The 18,674-nt window shown below is 69.4% G+C and carries 16 protein-coding genes and 1 tRNA gene; 1 reads left to right on the forward strand and 16 read right to left on the reverse strand.

Features of this window, described 5'->3' with window-relative positions:
- Positions 1–191: 191 nt before the first annotated feature.
- The 16 genes from ACZ3H8_RS06295 to ACZ3H8_RS06370 form a co-directional block, all read right to left on the reverse strand.
- The gene (locus ACZ3H8_RS06295) at positions 192–629 is read right to left on the reverse strand and encodes a hypothetical protein (RefSeq protein WP_398984328.1); all 438 of its coding nucleotides are present in this window, start codon (positions 627–629) and stop codon (positions 192–194) included.
- Between the two features lie 263 nt (positions 630–892).
- On the reverse strand, positions 893–2,224 hold the full coding sequence (locus tag ACZ3H8_RS06300; RefSeq protein ID WP_467398173.1) for an MraY family glycosyltransferase: 1,332 nt from the start codon (positions 2,222–2,224) through the stop codon (positions 893–895).
- A gap of 106 nt (positions 2,225–2,330) precedes the next feature.
- Positions 2,331–3,599 carry a serine hydroxymethyltransferase gene (locus tag ACZ3H8_RS06305; RefSeq protein ID WP_467398175.1) on the reverse strand — a complete coding sequence of 423 codons (1,269 nt, stop codon included), beginning with the start codon at positions 3,597–3,599 and terminating at the stop codon, positions 2,331–2,333.
- Positions 3,600–4,000: 401 nt separating this feature from the next.
- The gene (locus tag ACZ3H8_RS06310; RefSeq protein WP_467398177.1) at positions 4,001–4,675 is read right to left on the reverse strand and encodes an arsenate reductase/protein-tyrosine-phosphatase family protein; all 675 of its coding nucleotides are present in this window, start codon (positions 4,673–4,675) and stop codon (positions 4,001–4,003) included.
- Positions 4,672–5,319, reverse strand: coding sequence for an L-threonylcarbamoyladenylate synthase (locus ACZ3H8_RS06315; RefSeq protein WP_307661071.1), 648 nt, complete (start codon positions 5,317–5,319; stop codon positions 4,672–4,674). Before ACZ3H8_RS06315 ends, ACZ3H8_RS06310 begins: the two co-directional genes overlap by 4 nt.
- Positions 5,320–5,359: 40 nt before the next feature.
- On the reverse strand, positions 5,360–6,205 hold the full coding sequence (gene prmC, locus ACZ3H8_RS06320; RefSeq protein WP_467398181.1) for a peptide chain release factor N(5)-glutamine methyltransferase: 846 nt from the start codon (positions 6,203–6,205) through the stop codon (positions 5,360–5,362).
- A 41-nt stretch (positions 6,206–6,246) separates the two neighbouring features.
- Positions 6,247–7,326 (reverse strand): peptide chain release factor 1, encoded by a 1,080-nt coding sequence (gene prfA, locus ACZ3H8_RS06325; RefSeq protein ID WP_307661073.1) that lies wholly within the window; start codon positions 7,324–7,326, stop codon positions 6,247–6,249.
- A 106-nt stretch (positions 7,327–7,432) separates the two neighbouring features.
- Positions 7,433–7,657 carry a 50S ribosomal protein L31 gene (gene rpmE / locus ACZ3H8_RS06330; RefSeq protein ID WP_307661074.1) on the reverse strand — a complete coding sequence of 75 codons (225 nt, stop codon included), beginning with the start codon at positions 7,655–7,657 and terminating at the stop codon, positions 7,433–7,435.
- Between the two features lie 146 nt (positions 7,658–7,803).
- Positions 7,804–8,910 carry an LCP family protein gene (locus ACZ3H8_RS06335; protein WP_467398185.1) on the reverse strand — a complete coding sequence of 369 codons (1,107 nt, stop codon included), beginning with the start codon at positions 8,908–8,910 and terminating at the stop codon, positions 7,804–7,806.
- Between the two features lie 289 nt (positions 8,911–9,199).
- Positions 9,200–11,227 carry a transcription termination factor Rho gene (gene rho / locus ACZ3H8_RS06340; RefSeq protein ID WP_467398188.1) on the reverse strand — a complete coding sequence of 676 codons (2,028 nt, stop codon included), beginning with the start codon at positions 11,225–11,227 and terminating at the stop codon, positions 9,200–9,202.
- A 384-nt stretch (positions 11,228–11,611) separates the two neighbouring features.
- Entirely contained in the window at positions 11,612–12,529 is a 918-nt protein-coding gene (gene thrB / locus ACZ3H8_RS06345) for a homoserine kinase (RefSeq protein ID WP_467398190.1), read from the reverse strand.
- 270 nt (positions 12,530–12,799) lie between these two features.
- Positions 12,800–13,870, reverse strand: coding sequence for a threonine synthase (gene thrC / locus ACZ3H8_RS06350; protein WP_467398193.1), 1,071 nt, complete (start codon positions 13,868–13,870; stop codon positions 12,800–12,802).
- 7 nt (positions 13,871–13,877) lie between these two features.
- Entirely contained in the window at positions 13,878–15,167 is a 1,290-nt protein-coding gene (locus ACZ3H8_RS06355) for a homoserine dehydrogenase (protein ID WP_398984816.1), read from the reverse strand.
- 108 nt (positions 15,168–15,275) lie between these two features.
- On the reverse strand, positions 15,276–16,667 hold the full coding sequence (gene lysA, locus ACZ3H8_RS06360) for a diaminopimelate decarboxylase (RefSeq protein ID WP_467398195.1): 1,392 nt from the start codon (positions 16,665–16,667) through the stop codon (positions 15,276–15,278).
- Positions 16,668–16,674: 7 nt separating this feature from the next.
- On the reverse strand, positions 16,675–17,658 hold the full coding sequence (nrtL, locus tag ACZ3H8_RS06365; protein WP_467398197.1) for an ArgS-related anticodon-binding protein NrtL: 984 nt from the start codon (positions 17,656–17,658) through the stop codon (positions 16,675–16,677).
- Between the two features lie 55 nt (positions 17,659–17,713).
- The gene (locus tag ACZ3H8_RS06370) at positions 17,714–18,196 is read right to left on the reverse strand and encodes a response regulator (RefSeq protein ID WP_467398200.1); all 483 of its coding nucleotides are present in this window, start codon (positions 18,194–18,196) and stop codon (positions 17,714–17,716) included.
- Between the two features lie 173 nt (positions 18,197–18,369).
- On the opposite strand from ACZ3H8_RS06370, the gene ACZ3H8_RS06375 reads away from it, so the two are divergent.
- A tRNA-Arg gene (locus ACZ3H8_RS06375) sits at positions 18,370–18,441 on the forward strand.
- Positions 18,442–18,674 lie beyond the last annotated feature (233 nt).

Genomic DNA, 18,674 nt, shown 5'->3' on the forward strand with positions numbered 1-18,674 from the left:
CTCGTTGTGTCGGCGCGGCGCGCAGCCGCGGTTCGGCACTGGACTGGTGGTCTTACGGATGTGGGGGCGGCGGTTCGGCGTCGAGCCTCGCGCTGGGACAGGCGTCAGCTCGGATGCCCGCGCCCGCAGTGCCGCAGTTGGCTTCGGACGATAGCAGGATCCCGAACTGGCTTTTATCCCGGCCCTACCCGTCATGACGACGACCCCGTCTTCTCGGGCTTTTCGGCCTTCGAGGACTCGGGGTCGACGTAGAGGATCTTTGCCTTCAGGTAGGCACGGGCCTGTGCGGATACCCAGACGACGGTCACCGCGACGATGGTGATGGCGAAGACCTTGGGGTTGAACAGGGTGGTGTCCTTGAACACCGCCATGAAGATGAAGAGCAGCAGCAACTGCGCGGTATAGAGCATCAGCCCCATGGCCTGGAACAGCTGCGGAAGCGATTTGGCCGTCCGCTGGAGCACGACCATCCCGATCCCCATGAAGAGGATGACCACCAGGGTGCCGACGGCCGCCCCGAGCGCTCCCTTTCCACCGGCGACGCCCGCACTGATCGCAACGGCGACAGCGCCGGCGACAGCGGTGGGTACGGCGGTGTACAGGAGAGTCCGGACGTCGTTGGACGGCATGGCGGCAGCTCCGCTTGCTGGTGGGGGCAGTGGTGTCGTCATGGACGAGCGTAATCCCGGTCCGAGTTGTGCCTCGGGGCCAAGGGACCGTCGCACTACGGTCCTTCGGCGCTGTCTCCGGGTCTCGTGAACCGTATCACAAACTATTTGAATAGGTCTTTACCCAGAGAGTGTGCCAACCGTCACACATGAGAGTTACCGCGCGCGTGTGTGCAGGACAAGCCGTCGGTATGTCTGCTATTAGGCGGCCATATGGTGACTCGTCAGCCGCGCGTCCCGGCCTTCCTTCGGTCCGGGAACCGCGAACGGGGGCCGATGGCGGTCGCCCCGTTGACGCCCGCCGGGACCGGAGTGAGCTCCTCGGGGACCTCTTCGGCCTGCTCCCCCACTGTGTACGAGAGCGGAGGCACCGTCTGTGGCAGCGTCTTGCGGCGTCGGTAGCGCGGCGGCACGAAGGCCTCCGCCCAGCGCGGGGCGCGCGGGGTGAAGCGCGGCAGCAGCAGAAGCACGAGGCCCACCGCGCTCAGCGCGACGATGAGCATCACGATCCACATCGACGCCGAATGCACGGAGTACGCGACGACGCCGAAGGCGATCAGCGCCGACCAGAAGTACATGATCAGGACTGCGCGGCTGTGCGAGTGTCCGATCTCCAGGAGCCGGTGGTGGAGATGGCCGCGGTCGGCGGCGAACGGCGACTGCCCGTTCCAGGTACGGCGCACGATCGCGAGCACCAGGTCGGCGACCGGGATCGCGATGATGGTCAGCGGCAGCAGCAGCGGGATGAAGACCGGCAGCGCCGCGTGCGTGGCCTGGCGGGTGCTGCCCTCGAAGATCTTCAGGGCGTCCGGGTCCACCTGGCCGGTCACCGAGATCGCCGCCGCCGCGAGCACCAGGCCGATCAGCATCGAGCCAGAATCGCCCATGAAGATCCGGGCGGGGTGCATGTTGTGCGGCAGGAAGCCCAGGCACATGCCCATCAGGATCGCGGTGAAAAGGGTCGCAGGGGCGGCCGCCTCGATCATGTACCCGAACCAGATCCGGTACGAGTAGAGGAAGAAGGCCGCGGCGGCGATGCAGACCATGCCGGCGGCGAGGCCGTCCAGGCCGTCCACGAAGTTCACCGCGTTGATGGTGATGACGACGAGCGCGACTGTCAGCAGGGTGCCCTGCCATGAGGTCAGCGAGACCGTGCCGACGCCGGGGACGGGGATCCACAGGATCGTCAGACCTTGCATCACCATCACACCCGCGGCGATCATCTGGCCGCCGAGCTTGATCAGGGCGTCGATCTCGAACTTGTCGTCCAGGACGCCGATGATCCAGATCAGGGCGGCGCCGGAGAGCAGGGCACGCGGTTCGTTCGACAGCTCGAAGACGCTGTTCAGATTCTGCAGATGATCGGCGACCAGAAGTCCCGCGCACAGCCCGAAGAACATGGCAATGCCGCCGAGTCGCGGTGTCGGCTCTCGGTGTACATCGCGGGCGCGGATCTCCGGCATCGCTCCGGTCGCGATGGCGAACTTCCGCACCGGACCGGTCAGCAGATAGGTCACCGCAGCCGTGACACAGAGCGTAAGCAGGTAATCACGCACGGGCTGCCCCACAGGAATCGCTGGCCATCTCAGCCCCACACCCTAGCTCTGGTAGCCACATGCTTGAGGACATTCGGGTGGCGGCGATGGTTGCAGGAGTTCGCGGCTACCTCGGATAAGGGGGAAATCTACCGGCCAGCGCGCGTACTTCTGTACGTACCTTCAGCGACTCCTCCCCCTCTTCACGCATCGCCGCCGTGAACAGCGCGGCGATCCGTCTCATCTCGGCCTCGCCCATGCCCTGCGTGGTGATGGCCGCGGTGCCAAGACGGATGCCGCGGCCGTCGCCGTACGGCAGGGCGCAGGTGTCGAGGACCAGTCCGGCCGCGGCGAGACGGCCGCGGGCCGCCCTGCCGTCCACGCCGAGCGGGGTCGGATCCGCGCTGATCAGATGGGTGTCGGTGCCGCCGGTCAGCACGGCGAAGCCTTCGGCCTCGAGCTCGTCGGCGAGCACCCGGGCATTGGCGACCACCTGATGGGCGTATGCCGTGAACGCGGGGGTCGCCGCCTCGCCGAAGGCGACGGCCTTGGCGGCGATCGTGTGCATCTGGGCGCCGCCCTGAGTGAACGGAAAGACCGCCCGGTCGATGCGCTCGGCCAGCTCCGCCCCGCAAAGGATCATCCCGCCGCGCGGCCCGCGCAGCACCTTGTGTGTGGTGGCGCACACCACATCGGCGTACGGCACGGGACTGGGGGCCGCACCGCCCGCGATCAGGCCCATCGGGTGGGCGGCATCCGCGATGAGATACGCGCCGACGTCGTCCGCGATCTCGCGGAAGGTGGCGTAGTCGGGGTGGCGGGGGTAGGAGATCGAGCCGCAGACGATGGCTTTGGGCCGGTGATGCCGGGCGAGGGTGCTCACCTGGTCGTAGTCGATGAGGCCGGACTCCGCCTCGACGCCGTATCCGACGAAGTCGAACCAGCGGCCGGAGAAGTTGGCGGGCGAGCCGTGGGTGAGATGACCGCCGTACGTCAGGCCCATGGCGAGCACGGTGTCACCGGGCTTGAGCAGCGCAGCGTATGCCGCGAGGACGGCGGAGGAGCCGGAGTGCGACTGCACGTTGGCGTGGTCGGCGCCGAACAGGGCGGTGGCGCGCTCGACGGCGATCCGCTCTGCGGCGTCGACGAGCTCACAGCCGCCGTGGTGCCGGGCACCGGGATAGCCCTCGGCGTACTTGTTGGCGAGCGGGGAGCCGAGGGCGGCGAGGACTGCGGGTGAGGTGAAGTTCTCGGCGGCGATGAGCTGAAGGCTGTCGCTCTGCCGTCCCAACTCCCCCAGGATCACTTCGGCGATCTCGGGGTCCTGGCGGCGCAGGGTGTCGAAGTCCGCGTATGCCGCGGGGGCGGCGGCGGTAGGTGCAGTGCTGACCGGCATGGTGGGCTCCGGGCCTCGCGCGTGGGGTTGCGGCCCCTCCAATGTAGGCCGGGGTCCGGCGGCCTGCCCGGTGTCCGGGGGATCTTTCTTTCCCCAACCCCGCCCCTTCCCGTAACTGTGGGCTTCGCCCCCAGACCCCCGTTCGCCCTTCGGGCGTTGCCCTCAATCGCCGGACGGTCTCCATTGGAGCCCCTGGGGGTCCCCCCGGACGAAGTCTGGGGGAGATTGAGGAGCGGTCCCGGACGCGAAATCCAGCCCCTCCGGCGTTTGCGGAGCGGGGCGCGGGGCGGAGCCCCGGTCAGGGCCGAATGTTCAGCCTCGCCGGCCTTTGAGGCGGGGGGTCCGGGGCGGAGCCCCAGTTACGGGAAGGGGCGGGGTGGGGGCAAGCCCCCGCAGGGGGCTCAGCGGCGGGCCGGGACTCCCGTCAGCGCCGTCACCACAGGATCCAGCGCCTGGTTGATCTCGTCCCCGATCGATCGGAAGAACGTGATCGGCGCACCGTACGGGTCGTACACCTCATCCGCATCCGGGCTCGGCGCAAGCAGCCAGCCCCGCAGCGCCGCCGCCGCGCGCACCAGGGCGCGGGCGCGTTCGACGACGCCCTCGTCGCGCGGGTCGGGCAGCGTCGCCGGGTCTATGGCGCGCACCAGCCGGGTGAACTCCTTGAGCGTGAAGGTCCGCAGGCCCGCCGAATGGCCCATCGAGATCACCTGCGCCCGGTGGTCCCGGGTCGCCGTGAGGACCAGGTCCGCGCGGATCACATGCTCGTCGAGCAGCTCGCGGCCCACGAAACCCGTCGCGTCCGCGCCGAAGTCGGCCAGGACGATCTCCGCGTTGGCTTCCATCGGGGCGCCCTCGTGACCCCAGGTGCCCGCGCTCTCCACAATCAGGCCGCCCGTGAGCCCATCGCCGAGGCGGTCGCTCAGGGCATGGCGGGTCAGCCGCTCGGTGATCGGCGAGCGGCAGACATTGCCGGTGCTGACGTGGAGGATGCGGAAGGTGGAGGTGCTTCCTCCAGACTCCGTCCGGGGGGACCCCCAGGATTCCGCTATGCCACGCCCCTCAGGGGCGGTCAATTGGCCACCTCGAGGTCGGGTACGACTTTGCGCAGCTCGTCCGGTGAGAGCGCTCCCTCGCGCAGCAGCACCGGGACCTTGCCCGTGACGTCGACGATCGAGGACGGCACGTTGCCCGGGGTCGGGCCGCCGTCCAGGTAGACCGAGACCGAGTCGCCGAGCATCTCCTGCGCGGCGTCGCAGTCCTCGGGCGCCGGGTGCCCGGTGAGGTTGGCGCTGGAGACCGCCATCGGGCCGACCTCGGTGAGCAGTTCGATCGCGACCGGGTGCAGCGGCATCCGGATCGCGACGGTGCCCCGGGTGTCGCCCAGGTCCCACTGCAGTGACGGCTGGTGCTTGGCGACCAGCGTCAGCGCGCCCGGCCAGAAGGCGTCGACAAGCTCCCAGGCCTGCTCGGAGAAGTCGGTGACCAGGCCGTGCAGGGTGTTCGGGGATCCGATGAGGACAGGCGTGGGCATATTGCGGCCGCGCCCCTTGGCTTCCAGCAGGTCGGCGACGGCCTCCGAACCGAAGGCGTCCGCACCGATCCCGTACACGGTGTCGGTGGGCAGCACGACCAGCTCGCCGCGGCGGACGGCCGATGCGGCTTCACGCAGACCGGTGGTGCGATCCGTCGCGTCGTTGCAGTCGTATCGCCGAGCCATCAGCGGGCCTCCTCGTACATGGACACGTACACAAGCTTGGTCATGGCGTTGCCTTGCGCGCGGTCGCGAAGCGCGGCCGCTTGTTCAGGTCGGGGTGGTCGGCCGCGTCCGCCCAGCCCGCCTCTTCGCTGAAGATCCACGGCACCTGGCCGCCCTGCGTGTCGGCGTGCTCGACGACGACGAGGCCGCCGGGCCGCAGCAGCCGGTGGGCGGTGCGCTCGATGCCGCGAATCGTGTCCAGGCCGTCCTCGCCGGAGAAGAGAGCCATGTCCGGGTCGTGGTCGCGAGCCTCGGGGGCGACATACTCCCACTCCGTGAGCGGGATGTACGGCGGATTCGAGATGACCAGGTCGACCTGCCCGTCCAGCTCAGGAAGCGCGGACAGGGCGTCGCCCTGGTGAATGGTGACGCGCGAGCCCTCGGCGTTCTTACGGGTCCACCTCAGCGCGTCCTCGGAGAGCTCCACGCCGTGCACCCGCGAGCGCGGCACCTCCTGCGCCATGGCGAGCGCGATGGCCCCGGATCCCGTACACAGATCGACGATGAGCGGCTCGACGACATCCATGGCCCGTACGGCGTCTATGGCCCAGCCGACGACCGACTCGGTCTCCGGGCGGGGCACAAAGACGCCGGGCCCGACCTGCAGCTCCAGAAAGCGGAAGAAAGCGCGCCCGGTGATGTGCTGGAGCGGTTCGCGGGCCTCGCGGCGGGCGACCGCCTCCCAGTAGCGGGCGTCGAAGTCACCGTTCGGGACGTTGTGCAGCTCTCCCCGCTTCACGCCGTGCACGAACGCGGCGAGCTCCTCCGCGTCGAAGCGCGGTGAGGGCACACCGGCGTCGGCCAGCCGCTGGGTGGCCTGGGCCACCTCGGCAAGCAGCAGGTTCACCTTGGTCCTCCGGGACTGCAGGGGGTTGTTGCAGGGGGGTGTTACTGGGCGTCGGCGAGCTTGGCGGCGGAGTCGGCGTCGACACAGGCCTGGATCACCGCGTCCAGATCACCGTCGAGCACCTGGTCCAAGTTGTACGCCTTGAAGCCGACACGGTGGTCCGAGATGCGGTTTTCCGGGAAGTTGTACGTACGGATCTTCTCCGAGCGGTCAACTGTGCGGACCTGGCTGCGCCGGGCACTCGCGGCTTCCTTCTCGGCCTCCTCCTGGGCCGCGGCCAGCAGCCTGGAGCGCAGGATACGCATCGCCTGCTCCTTGTTCTGGAGCTGGCTCTTCTCGTTCTGGCAGGAGGCGACGATGCCGGTCGGCAGGTGCGTGATGCGCACCGCGGAGTCGGTGGTGTTGACGGACTGGCCGCCGGGGCCCGACGAGCGGTAGACGTCGATCCGCAGATCGTTGGCGTGGATCTCGACGTCGATCTCCTCCGCTTCGGGCGTGACCAGAACGCCGGCCGCCGAGGTGTGGATACGGCCCTGGGACTCGGTGGCGGGCACGCGCTGCACGCGGTGCACTCCGCCCTCGTACTTCATCCGCGCCCAGACGCCCTGCCCGGGCTCGGTAGCGCCGTTGCCGCCCTTGGTCTTCACCGCGACCTGGACATCCTTGTAGCCGCCGAGCTCGGACTCGGTGGCGTCGATGATCTCGGTCTTCCAGCCGACGCGCTCGGCGTAGCGCAGATACATCCGCAGCAGATCACCGGCGAACAGCGCCGACTCGTCGCCGCCGGCGCCCGCCTTGACCTCGAGGATGACGTCCTTGTCGTCGCTGGGGTCGCGCGGTACGAGCAGCAGCCGCAGCTTCTCGGTGAGCTCCTCGCGCTGCTTCTCGAGCTCCTTGACCTCGGCGGCGAAGTCCGGGTCGTCGACGGCGAGTTCACGCGCGGTCTGGATGTCGTCCCCGGTCTGCTTCCAGGAGCGGTACGTGCCGACGATCGGGGTCAGCTCGGCGTAGCGCTTGCCCAGCTTGCGCGCGTTCGCCTGGTCCGCGTGGACCGAAGGGTCGGCGAGCTTCTTCTCGAGATCGGCGTGTTCGCCGATCAGTTCCTCGACCGCCTCGAACATCGGGGGCTCCTGGGTTTGGTACGCGAAAAGGGCTGCTCAGAACGGACAAAGCGCCGGCCTCGGCCACCCCCGGTCAGGGGCGGCCGAGGGCCGGCGCAGTGGCTCGCTACTTCTTGGCGGAGCCGGCAGCCTTGCCGAAGCGGGCCTCGAAGCGGGCCACACGGCCACCGGTGTCGAGGATCTTCTGCTTGCCCGTGTAGAACGGGTGGCACTCGGAGCAGACCTCGGCCCGGACGGTGCCGGACGCGATGGTGCTACGGGTGGTGAACGACGCGCCACAGGTGCAGCTGACCTGCGTCTCGACGTACTCGGGGTGGATGTCGCGCTTCAAGGGTGTCTCCTAGTTTCGGGAGGGCACCGGGTCGCACGCGCGGATTGCTCGTACGTGAACCGGGGCCGACGTACCAGTCTGCCAGGACCGGCCGTAACTCCCAAAACCGGGGTACCGCCGGAACTATTCCCCAGGGGCGGGGCGCCCTAGCGGCTCCGGACGACCGTGCCGGCGTCGCCCTTGTCGCCCGCGGAGTCCTTGACGGCGGATGCGGGGATCGGTCTGTCCTGCGCCAGCGCCGTCCAGACCTGCTGGGACGCGGCCTTGAGCGGGACCACGCGGTTGGGATCCGCCGGGTCGTACTCCACCGGCATCGTGATCATGTGCACGTCCTGCGCACCGAGGCCACTCAGCCCCCTGGCGAAGCTCATCAGCTCGTTGACGGAGTCGAGCTCCGAGTCGGGCTTGATCGCCTTGGTCGCGGTGTCGGCGATGTCGAGGAGCTTCTTCGGGTTGGTGAGGACGCCGACGTCCTTGACCTGGTTGATGAAGGCCTTCATGAAGGCCTGCTGGAGCTGTATTCGGCCCAGGTCGCTGCCGTCGCCGACGCTCTTGCGGGTGCGTACGAGACCGAGCGACTGCTCCCCGTTGAGGGTGTGCGTGCCGGGCGGCAGGTCCAGATGGCTCTTGCTGTCGTTGATGGGCTTGGTGGTGGTGATCTCCACACCGCCCAGCTCGTCGATGAGCTTCTTGAAGCCGGTGAAGTCGACCTCGATGTAGTGGTCCATGCGGATGCCGGACATCTTCTCGATGGTCTTCACCGCGCAGGCGGGGCCGCCGACCTCGTACGCCGTGTTGAACATGGCACGCTTCTCGCCGGAGACGGTCTTGCCCTCCCCGTCCGCGCACTGGGGGCGGTCGACGAGGGTGTCACGCGGGATGGAGACGACGCTGGCCTTCTTGTGGCCCTCGTAGACGTGCACGACCATCGCGGTGTCGGAGCGCGCAGCGCCTTCGTCCACGCCGTATTCGCCGTTGGCGCCGGAGCGGGAATCGGAGCCCAGGACCAGAATGTCCATGGAGCCGTTGTCGACGTTCTGGGGGCGGTCGTCGCCGAGTGCGGCGTTGATGTCGACGCCCTGGAGGTTGCCGTTGAGCTTGAAGTAGGCGTAACCGAGACCGGATCCACCGATCAGCACCAGCCCTGCGAGGGACCATCCGGCCACGGTCATGGCTCTGCGGCTCTTGGTGGGCGCTTTACGGCGTTTGCCACGGCCGCGTATTCGGCTGCCGCTGGTGCTCTGGTCGGCCATGGTCTCCTCGGCTCTCGCTGTTCCCGCTACCCCCTGCCGTGGTGATCAGGCGCGGTCTGTCGCACTTGTCCAGACGGCGAGGGACCATGAAGGGTTGCACAGCAGCCTGAGAACTCCTTAAGAACGCGTTGCGCCCACCGTGCGGTGCACGGTGGGCGCAGCGTACTGCTTGCGGGGCCCGACTCTCCGTCCTCACCTGCGAGTTCGGCGGGCGGTGAGTCGGGGCGCGGGAGCTGCGTCACGCCTGACGGCTGTGGCGAAGATCTCCCGCACGCGGCCTCGGCGAACCTCAGTCGTTGCCGTTGCCTCCGGCGGACGGGGTCGTCTTCTGGATCTGCAGCAGGAACTCGGCGTTCGACTTCGTCTGCTTCATCTTGTCCAGCAGCAGCTCGATGGCCTGCTGCTGGTCGAGAGCGTGCAGCACCCGGCGCAGCTTCCAGACGACGGCGAGCTCGTCGCTGGCGAGCAGGATCTCTTCCTTACGGGTGCTGGACGCGTCCACGTCCACCGCCGGGAAGATGCGCTTGTCGGAGAGCTTGCGGTCGAGCTTGAGCTCCATGTTGCCGGTGCCCTTGAACTCCTCGAAGATCACCTCGTCCATGCGCGAGCCGGTCTCGACCAGCGCGGTGGCCAGGATGGTCAGCGAGCCGCCGTCCTCGATGTTGCGCGCCGCACCGAAGAAGCGCTTCGGCGGGTAGAGCGCGGTCGAGTCGACACCACCGGACAGGATGCGGCCGGAGGCCGGGGCCGCCAGGTTGTACGCACGGCCCAGGCGGGTGATCGAGTCCAGCAGGACGACCACGTCGTGACCCAGCTCGACGAGACGCTTGGCGCGCTCGATGGCCAGCTCGGCGACGGTGGTGTGGTCCTCGGCCGGACGGTCGAAGGTCGAGGAGATGACCTCGCCCTTCACCGACCGCTGCATGTCCGTGACCTCTTCCGGACGCTCGTCGACCAGGACGACCATCAGGTGGCACTCGGGGCTGTTGACAGTGATCGCGTTGGCGATCGCCTGAAGGATCATGGTCTTGCCGGTCTTCGGCGGAGCCACGATCAGGCCTCGCTGGCCCTTTCCGATCGGCGCGACAAGGTCGACGATCCGGGTCGTCAGGACGCCCGGGTCGGTCTCGAGGCGCAGCCGGTCCTGCGGGTACAGCGGAGTCAGCTTCTGGAACTCCGGGCGCCCGCGGCCGGATTCGGCCGCCATGCCGTTCGCCGAGTCGAGGCGGACCAGCGCGTTGAACTTCTCGCGGCGCTCGCCCTCCTTCGGCTGGCGCACGGCGCCGGTGACGTGGTCACCCTTGCGCAGACCGTTCTTACGGACCTGGGCGAGCGAGACGTACACGTCGTTCGGACCCGGCAGGTAGCCGGACGTACGAATGAACGCGTAGTTGTCGAGGATGTCCAGGATGCCCGCGACGGGGATCAGGACGTCGTCCTCGGAGACCTGCGGCTCGCCGGTGGCGAAGTCGTCGCGGCCACGACGGCCGCGGCGGTCGCGGTAACGGCCACGACGGCCACGACGGCCGCCCGCCTCGTCGTCGAAGTCGTCCTGCGGGCCGGCGCCCTGCGGGCCCTGCGGGCCGCCCTGACGCTGCTGGCGCTGGCCGCCCTGCTGCTCGTCGCCCTTGCCGCCACGGCGGTCGCGCTGACGGTCACGGCGCTCGCCGCGCTCGCCGCCGCGCTCACCACGGTCGCCGCGCTGGCCGCGCTCCTGGCGGTCGCGACGGCCCTCGGCGCCGTCCTGGGACACGGCGGTGGCGGCCTCGGCCTTGGCCTCCGGCGCCTCCGTCTTCACGTCGACGGCACCCTCGGCCTTGACGTCGGTCTTGGCGTCCGGACTGCCCGCCTGCGCGGTGGCCCGACGACGGCGGCGCTCACCGGCCGGCTGGTCGTCGCTGGCCGGCTGGCCGGGAATGTCGATCTGCTGCTGGGCCACGGCCTTCTCGGCCTTGTCGGCCTTGTCGGACTTCTCCGCGACGGCGGCATCATCGCCCGTACGCGCCTTGGAGGTGGCGCGCCGCTTCGGCTTGGTCTCGGCGCTGCCGGTGCCCGCCTCGGCACTCTTGGCCGGAGCGGCGGAGCCGCCCTGCGCCTCCTTGATGACCTCGATCAGCTGGCTCTTGCGCATCCGCGCGGTGCCCCTGATCCCGAGGCCGGACGCGACCTGCTGCAGCTCGGCCAGGACCATGCCCTCGAGGCCGGTGCCGGAGCGGCGGCGCCGTGAGGTGGTGCCAGAGGCAGCACCTGCGGCGGGCGCGGAGGTGTCGACACTGCTGTCGGCGCTCACGCCCATCAGATCGGTGGTGTCGCTCACGAAGGGTCCTTCCCTGGAGCGGACGTCGGCCTTCTGGCTCGGCGACCGGTTGTGCTGTCCGACGTCGGTCCTGGTGTGCGGACCGTGCCGGGGCGGTGGTCCCGCCGGGAATTAACGGCGGAGAGATAAACATGCAAGGCCCGGCCCGAGGTCCCCCTGCTCGGCCCACTCCTGGAAAAGCGAGGGGTGGTCGTGCCGGTTCCGGAGCGTGCTCGAAACTGCACAGGCAGGCTGCTCAGGCAGTTGGGGAGGCTCCCGGAAGAATGTTGGTCCCGAATGGGGACACGAAGCACTGCGCCACAAAGACGTCGGCTGCAGACTTGAGGTTAACACTACCGGCTCCAACAAACATTCCCCCTCTCCATCACCGGCAATCTCGTGTCACTACGGGGCGAGCGGCAGAACACTCGCTCCCGCGGCGTCGAAGGTGAGCCGGTTGGCCGCCCATCCCTCGCCCGCCAGTCGTGCGACCTTGTCGGCCACACCGTCCTCGGTCAGCGCGAGCACCGTGGGGCCCGCACCGGAGATGACTGCGGGGACGCCGTCGGCGCGCAGTCGGTTGACCAGGGCCGCGCTCTCCGGCATCGCCGGGGCGCGGTACTCCTGGTGGAGCCGGTCCTCGGTGGCCGGCAGCAGCAGCTCAGGACGCCTGGTCAGCGCCTCGACGAGCAGGGCGGCCCGGCCCGCGTTGGCCGCGGCGTCCACATGGGGGACGGTGCGCGGAAGCAGTCCGCGTGCCGTCTCGGTGAGCACCGGCTTGCCGGGGACGAAAACCACCGGAACGACGGAATCGACAGGGTCCATCCTGATGGCGCGCGCCGCTCCCCCGTCGGTCCAGGCAAGCGTGAAGCCGCCCAGCAGACAGGCGGCGACATTGTCGGGGTGCCCCTCGATCTCGGTGGCGAGCTCCAGCAGCGCCGCGTCGTCGAGCTTGGCGTCGCCCCCTATGGTCACGGCGCGTGCGGCGACGATGCCGGCGCAGATGGCCGCGGACGACGATCCGAGGCCCCGCCCGTGCGGGATGCGGTTGGCACAGACCACCTCGAGGCCGCGCGGCTGCCCGCCGAGCAGGTCGAATGCCGTACGCAGGGAACGTACGAGCAGATGGCTCTCATCGCGGGGCAGCGTGGTGGCGCCCTCGCCCGCGATGTCGATGTGCAGACCGGAGTCCGCGACCCGGACGACGACGTCGTCGTACAGCCCCAGGGACAGCCCGAGGGCGTCGAAGCCCGGGCCGAGATTGGCGCTGGTGGCGGGGACGCGCACCCGGACGGCGGCGGCGCGGAACGCTGGACCGGCCATCGTTCGATGACTCTCCTTGGTTCTGACTGCGAGATTTTTTCGAGAGGTACGAACACCCGTGGGCCGTAACGGCAACAACACCGCGGCATATGCGGCGGGGCGGGTTCGGTACAGCTTATCGAAGGAAGGTTCAGTGGCGACATAGGGCGCACGGTAGGCGCACGATGCGTGTCGGAAGCCTCCTGTGCCCCTACGTACGCCGTTGTCCGGCTTGCCTTGCTTTCCCCGGGGCGGGCACCCCGGAACCCGGGGAAAGCAGAAGTGGCGCGGTTACGCCAGACCGAGGTGCTGGGCGGCTGCGGCGGCGTCCACCGGCACGGTGACCGGCTGCGGCGCTCCGGCGACCGCCCAGTCCGGGTCCTTCAGTCCGTTGCCGGTGACCGTGCAGACGATCCGCTGGCCCGGGTCGACCTTGCCGGCTTCGGCGGCCTTCAGCAGACCCGCGACGGACGCGGCCGACGCGGGCTCCACGAAGACGCCCTCCTGCGAGGCCAACAGCCGGTACGCGCGCAGAATCTCACGGTCCGTCACCTCGTCGATGAGACCGCCCGACTCGTCGCGCGCGGCGAGCGCGTACTGCCAGGAGGCCGGGTTGCCGATCCGGATCGCGGTGGCGATGGTGGAGGGGTCCTTGACCACCTCGCCGCGGACGATCGGGGCCGAGCCGGAGGCCTGGAAGCCCCACATCCGGGGAGCCTGCGTCGACATCTTGTCCGCGGCGTACTCCTTGTACCCCTTCCAGTACGCCGTGATGTTGCCGGCGTTGCCGACGGGCAGCACATGGATGTCGGGGGCGTCGCCGAGCGCGTCGACGATTTCGAACGCAGCGGTCTTCTGCCCCTCGATGCGGAACGGATTGACCGAATTGACCAGTGCCACCGGGTAGTTCTCCGAGAGGCGGCGGGCGAGGTTCAGGCAGTCGTCGAAGTTCCCGTCGACCTGGAGGATGCGCGAGCCGTACACCAGCGCCTGCCCCATCTTGCCGAGGGCGATCTTGCCCTGGGGGACCAGGACCGCGCAGACCATTCCGGCCCGTACGGCGTAGGCGGCGGCCGAGGCGGACGTGTTGCCGGTGGAGGCGCAGATGACCGCCTTCGCGCCCTCCTCCTTGGCCTTGGTGATGGCCATGGTCATGCCGCGGTCCTTGAAGGACCCGGTGGGGTTGGCGCCCTCGACCTTGAGGTGCACCTCGCAGCCCGTGCGCTCGGAGAGGACCTGCGCGGGGACGAGCGGCGTGCCACCCTCGCGCAGCGTGACGACCGGCGTCGTGTCCGTCACCGGGAGACGGTCCCGGTACTCCTCGATGATGCCGCGCCACTGGTGGGTGCCATTGGTCGTCATGGGTCCCTTACTCCCCTTCAACACGCATGATGCTGGCGACACCGCGCACGGTGTCGAGCTTGCGCAGCGCCTCGACGGTCCCGGAGAGGGCGGCGTCGGGCGCGCGGTGGGTGACGACGACGAGGGATGCCTCGCCGTCCTTGCCCTGCTGGCGAACCGTATCGATCGATACGCCGTGCTCGGCGAAGACCGTCGCGACCTGGGCGAGCACGCCCGGCTTGTCGGCCACGTCGAGGCTGATGTGGTACCGCGTCACCACGTCGCCCATGGGGCTCACGGGCAGCTGGGTGTACGCGGACTCGCCGGGCCCGGTGGCCTCGGCGAGCTTGTTGCGGCATACGGCGACGAGGTCGCCGAGGACCGCGGACGCGGTGGGCGAACCGCCCGCGCCCGGACCGTAGAACATCAGCTGCCCGGCGGCCTCGGCCTCGACGAAGACGGCGTTGTACGCCTCGCGGACGGAGGCGAGCGGGTGGCTGAGCGGAATCATCGCCGGGTGGACGCGGGCGGTGACGGACTTCCCGTCGGCCGCGCGCTCGCAGATGGCGAGGAGCTTGACGGTGCAGCCCATGCGCTTGGCGGAGGCGATGTCGGCGGCGCTGACGTCGGTCAGGCCCTCGCGGTAGACGTCGTCGAGGCGTACGCGGGTGTGGAAGGCGATCCCGGCGAGGATGGCGGCCTTGGCGGCGGCGTCGAAGCCCTCGACGTCGGCGGTCGGGTCGGCCTCGGCGTATCCGAGGGCGGTGGCCTCGTCGAGCGCCTCGGAGTAGCCCGCACCGGAGCTGTCCATCTTGTCCAGGATGAAGTTCGTCGTCCCATTGACGATTCCCAGCACCCGGTTGACCTTGTCGCCGGCGAGCGACTCGCGCAGCGGCCGGATCAGCGGAATCGCGCCGGCGACCGCTGCCTCGAAGTAGAGATCCTTCTCATGCTCCTCGGCGGCGGCATAGAGGGTCGCGCCGTCTTCGGCGAGCAGCGCCTTATTGGCGGAGACGACGGACGCGCCGTGCTCGAAGGCGGAGGTGATCAGGGTGCGGGCGGGCTCGATGCCGCCGATGACCTCGATGACGACGTCGATGTCACCGCGTTTGACGAGGGCGGTCGCGTCGGTGGTGATGAGCGCGGGGTCGATGCCCTCCCGCACCTTGGAGGGCCGGCGGACGGCGACCCCGGCGAGCTCCACCGGGGCGCCGATACGTGCGGCGAGGTCTTCGGCGTGCGTCGTCATGATGCGCGCCACCTCTGAGCCGACCACTCCACAGCCCAGCAGCGCCACCTTCAGCGGACGCGTACGCATCATCCGACCTCGTTTCCTTGCTTCAGCTTCACAGCTTGAGTGCGATCCAGTCTCACGCACCGGACGGAAGTTTCTATCCCCTGTCCAGATTACGAGACGTCTATTTCATCAGCCGACATCGAGACGCAGGAGATCTTCCTCCGTCTCACGCCGGACGATCACGCGCGCCTGGCCGTCCTTGACCGCGACGACGGGCGGGCGGAGTGCGTGGTTGTAATTGCTCGCCATGGAGCGGCAGTACGCGCCGGTGGCGGGCACGGCGATCAGATCACCGGGCGCGAGGTCGGCGGGCAGGAACGCGTCCTTGACCACGATGTCGCCGCTCTCGCAGTGCTTGCCGACGACGCGGGCGAGCATCGGCGCGGCGTCGGACGTCCTCGACACGAGCGAGACGCTGTACTCGGCGTCGTACAGCGCGGTACGGATGTTGTCCGACATTCCGCCGTCGACACTGACGTATGTACGCAGGCCGTCGAGCGGCTTGATGGTGCCGACCTCGTACAGGGTGAAGGCGGTGGGTCCGACGATCGCGCGGCCGGGCTCGACGGAAATACGGGGCGTACGCAGCTTCGCGGCCTCGCACTCGCGGGTGACGATCTCGTTGAGAGCCTTGGCGATGTCGTGCGGCTCACGCGGGTCGTCGTCGGAGGTGTACGCGATACCGAGGCCGCCGCCGAGGTCGATCTCGGGCAGCTCGATCCCGTGTTCGTCCCGGATCTCGGCGAGAAGGCGGACGACGCGATGGGCGGCGACCTCGAAGCCGGAGGTGTCGAAGATCTGCGAACCGATGTGGGAGTGGATGCCGATGAGCTCGAGCCCGTCGAGCTTGAGGGCGCGTCGTACGGCTTCGGCGGCCTGCCCGTCGGCGAGCGGAATCCCGAACTTCTGATCCTCGTGCGCGGTCGCGATGAATTCATGGGTGTGCGCTTCCACTCCCACCGTCACGCGGATCTGGACACGCTGGCGCTTGCCGAGGCGCTGGGCGGTGTGCGCGACGCGGACGATCTCCTGGAAGGAGTCGAGGACGATGCGTCCGACGCCGAGGCTCACGGCTCGTTCGATCTCTTCCTCGGACTTGTTGTTGCCGTGGAAGGCGATGCGGTCGGCGGGCATGCCGGCGTCGAGGGCGGTGGTGAGCTCGCCGCCGGAGCAGACGTCGAGGTTGAGCCCTTCTTCGTAGAGCCACTTCACCACTGCCCGCGAGAGGAACGCCTTCCCGGCATAGAACACGTCGGCGTCCTTGCCGAAGGCGTCGGCCCAGGCGCGGCAGCGGGCGCGGAAGTCGGCCTCGTCGAGGAAGTAGGCGGGGGTGCCGAACTCCTCTGCGAGCCGCGTCACTTCGATCCCGCCGACGGTGACGGCGCCGTCGTCGTTTCTGGCGACGGTCCTCGCCCAGACCTTCTCGTCGAGGACGTTGAGGTCGGTGGGCGGGGCGGTGTAGTGCCCTTCGGGCAGGACGTCTGCGTGGCGGGGCCCGGCGGGGTGTGCGGAACGGCTCATTCTTCTCTCACAGGTAGTCAGGGGCGGTGATGCCGAGCAGGGACAGGCCACCGGCGAGCACCACCCCGGCGGCTTCGGCGAGCGCGAGCCGGGAACGGTGGGCGGCCATGGGTTTCTCGTCGCCAACGGGCAGCTCGCCGAGCGGAAGCACGGTGTGCTGGAAGGCGAGAAGGGCGTCGGCGGTGCTTTCCAGATGCCGGGCGAGCCGGTCGGGCGCGCGAAGGCGGGCCGCGGAGGCGAGGACGGCGGGGTAGTCGCCTATGGCGGTGGTGAGGGCGGGGGCGCCGACGTGCGTCTGGGGGGCGCTGTCGAAGCCGAGCTGCTCGGCGTTGCGGGTGAGGGCGCGGGTGCGGGAGTAGGCGTACCGGACCCTGAAGAGAGGATTGCTCTCCTGCTGTACGAGGAGCTCGTCCCCGGCGGAAGGGTGATCGTGGGCGGCGGGCCGGAGGAGGGCCCAGCGGGCGGCGTCGGGGCCGAGCCTCTCGAAGAGGTCCGGGGCGGGGGCCGGGACGACGTGCAGGGCTTCGGGGGCGCCGTGCGTGACGTCGGCCCCCTGAGAGCGAAGGAGCTGGCGGACGGTCTCGGCCCAGATGCGGGCGCGGAGCTCGTCGACGGCGTGGAAGCGAACGGAGACGCCGGCGGCTGAGTCCCCATGCCCGTATCGGGACCCCCGCTCCAGCACCCGCCGTACGAGCGCCTGCTGCGCGCCGTCGTCCAGGGTGATGTTGAGGAAGCCCGGGCCGGTGATCTCGATCCCGGCGATGCCGGGGGCCTGGGCGATACGGGGCCGCAGGACTTCGGCGACGGCGCGGGGCTGCTGCCCGGCGGGCCCCGCCAGTCGGAGGGCGACATTGGTGGCGTAGTCCCCGGACCCCCCGGGCCGCGGCCGCTCGACGCTGACGCTCTCGGGCACGGGCGCGCGCAGCACACCGTCCTCCACCGCGCGGCACACGGCGTGCAGCACGGTACGGGAGAGCTCAGCGGGGGTCACGGGACAAGCGTATGGGAGGGAGGGGGGCCCTTCGCGAACCGGTTTCGCGATGCGGTCAGCCCCGTGCGCTTTCCGCCCGCCCGGCACCATGCCTGCCGTCGACGGACGGGGGGCCCTCCCGGTGCATCAACTGCCGTACGAGCCGGACCAGCTCGGCCGGCTCGAAGGGCTTGGCGAGAAAGGCGTCAACACCGGCATCGAGGCCGCTCTCCACCTCGTACTGCGTACAGGCGCTGATGATCGCGACCGGCAGATGCCTGGTCCGTGGATCGTCCCGCAGCAGCGCGGCGGTCCGGAGCCCGTCGAGTCGGGGCATCACGACATCGAGGGTGACGACATCGGGACAGACCCGATGCACGACCTCCAGGCACTCGGCACCATCGGCCGCGGTCACGACCTCGAAGCCCTCCAGCTCGAGGTTGACCCTGATCAACTGCCGGATGACCCGGTTGTCGTCGACAACGAGCACTCGGCCGGACGCGCCTGACACAACTCGAGAGTAGGTCGGCGGGCAGGGCTGCGTCCGGGTTTTGCCCACTTCCACCCCGTGCGGGCGACCTGAGCTGGCGGTTGGCGGGTGCTGGGACGGGCCTCGGGGCGGGGGTCGGGAGGCGCTCGGGGCGGGGCTCGGGGAGGCGGAAATACCTGTTCACGGGGACCGTGTGGGAGCTGGTAGGGTTCTACCCGTCGCCGCGCAGCAGCGGGGCGTACGCCCCCGTAGCTCAGGGGATAGAGCAACGGCCTCCGGAGCCGTGTGCGCAGGTTCGAATCCTGCCGGGGGCACTTCATCCGGACCAGCGTGATCAACCCGCTGACCAGCAGATGTGCCAGACATTGAGAGCCGGACCCAGTCCCACTGGGTCCGGCTCTTTGTCGTTGCCTATCACTGGTCCCGTGTGAGTAGCGTGTGAGTCTCCACTGCATCTGTCCTGCCCTTGTAAGACGCATGCTCCCTGTCGCCAAGCAGTGAAGTCGGGCCGTGACGAACCGGCACCCCCGCCGCGAGAATCGCGCGA

The sequence above is a fragment of the Streptomyces sp. NPDC002868 genome (assembly GCF_055563295.1).

What these genes read in the sequence shown, in the direction of transcription:
- ACZ3H8_RS06295 (WP_398984328.1), bottom strand. Translation starts at nt 629, where the DNA reads ATGCCGTCCAACGACGTCCGGACTCTCCTGTACACCGCCGTACCCACC.
- ACZ3H8_RS06305 (WP_467398175.1), bottom strand. Translation starts at nt 3,599, where the DNA reads ATGCCGGTCAGCACTGCACCTACCGCCGCCGCCCCCGCGGCATACGCG.
- ACZ3H8_RS06315 (WP_307661071.1), bottom strand. Translation starts at nt 5,319, where the DNA reads ATGGCTCGGCGATACGACTGCAACGACGCGACGGATCGCACCACCGGT.
- prfA (WP_307661073.1), bottom strand. Translation starts at nt 7,326, where the DNA reads ATGTTCGAGGCGGTCGAGGAACTGATCGGCGAACACGCCGATCTCGAG.
- ACZ3H8_RS06335 (WP_467398185.1), bottom strand. Translation starts at nt 8,910, where the DNA reads ATGGCCGACCAGAGCACCAGCGGCAGCCGAATACGCGGCCGTGGCAAA.
- thrB (WP_467398190.1), bottom strand. Translation starts at nt 12,529, where the DNA reads ATGGCCGGTCCAGCGTTCCGCGCCGCCGCCGTCCGGGTGCGCGTCCCC.
- thrC (WP_467398193.1), bottom strand. Translation starts at nt 13,870, where the DNA reads ATGACGACCAATGGCACCCACCAGTGGCGCGGCATCATCGAGGAGTAC.
- ACZ3H8_RS06355 (WP_398984816.1), bottom strand. Translation starts at nt 15,167, where the DNA reads ATGCGTACGCGTCCGCTGAAGGTGGCGCTGCTGGGCTGTGGAGTGGTC.
- lysA (WP_467398195.1), bottom strand. Translation starts at nt 16,667, where the DNA reads ATGAGCCGTTCCGCACACCCCGCCGGGCCCCGCCACGCAGACGTCCTG.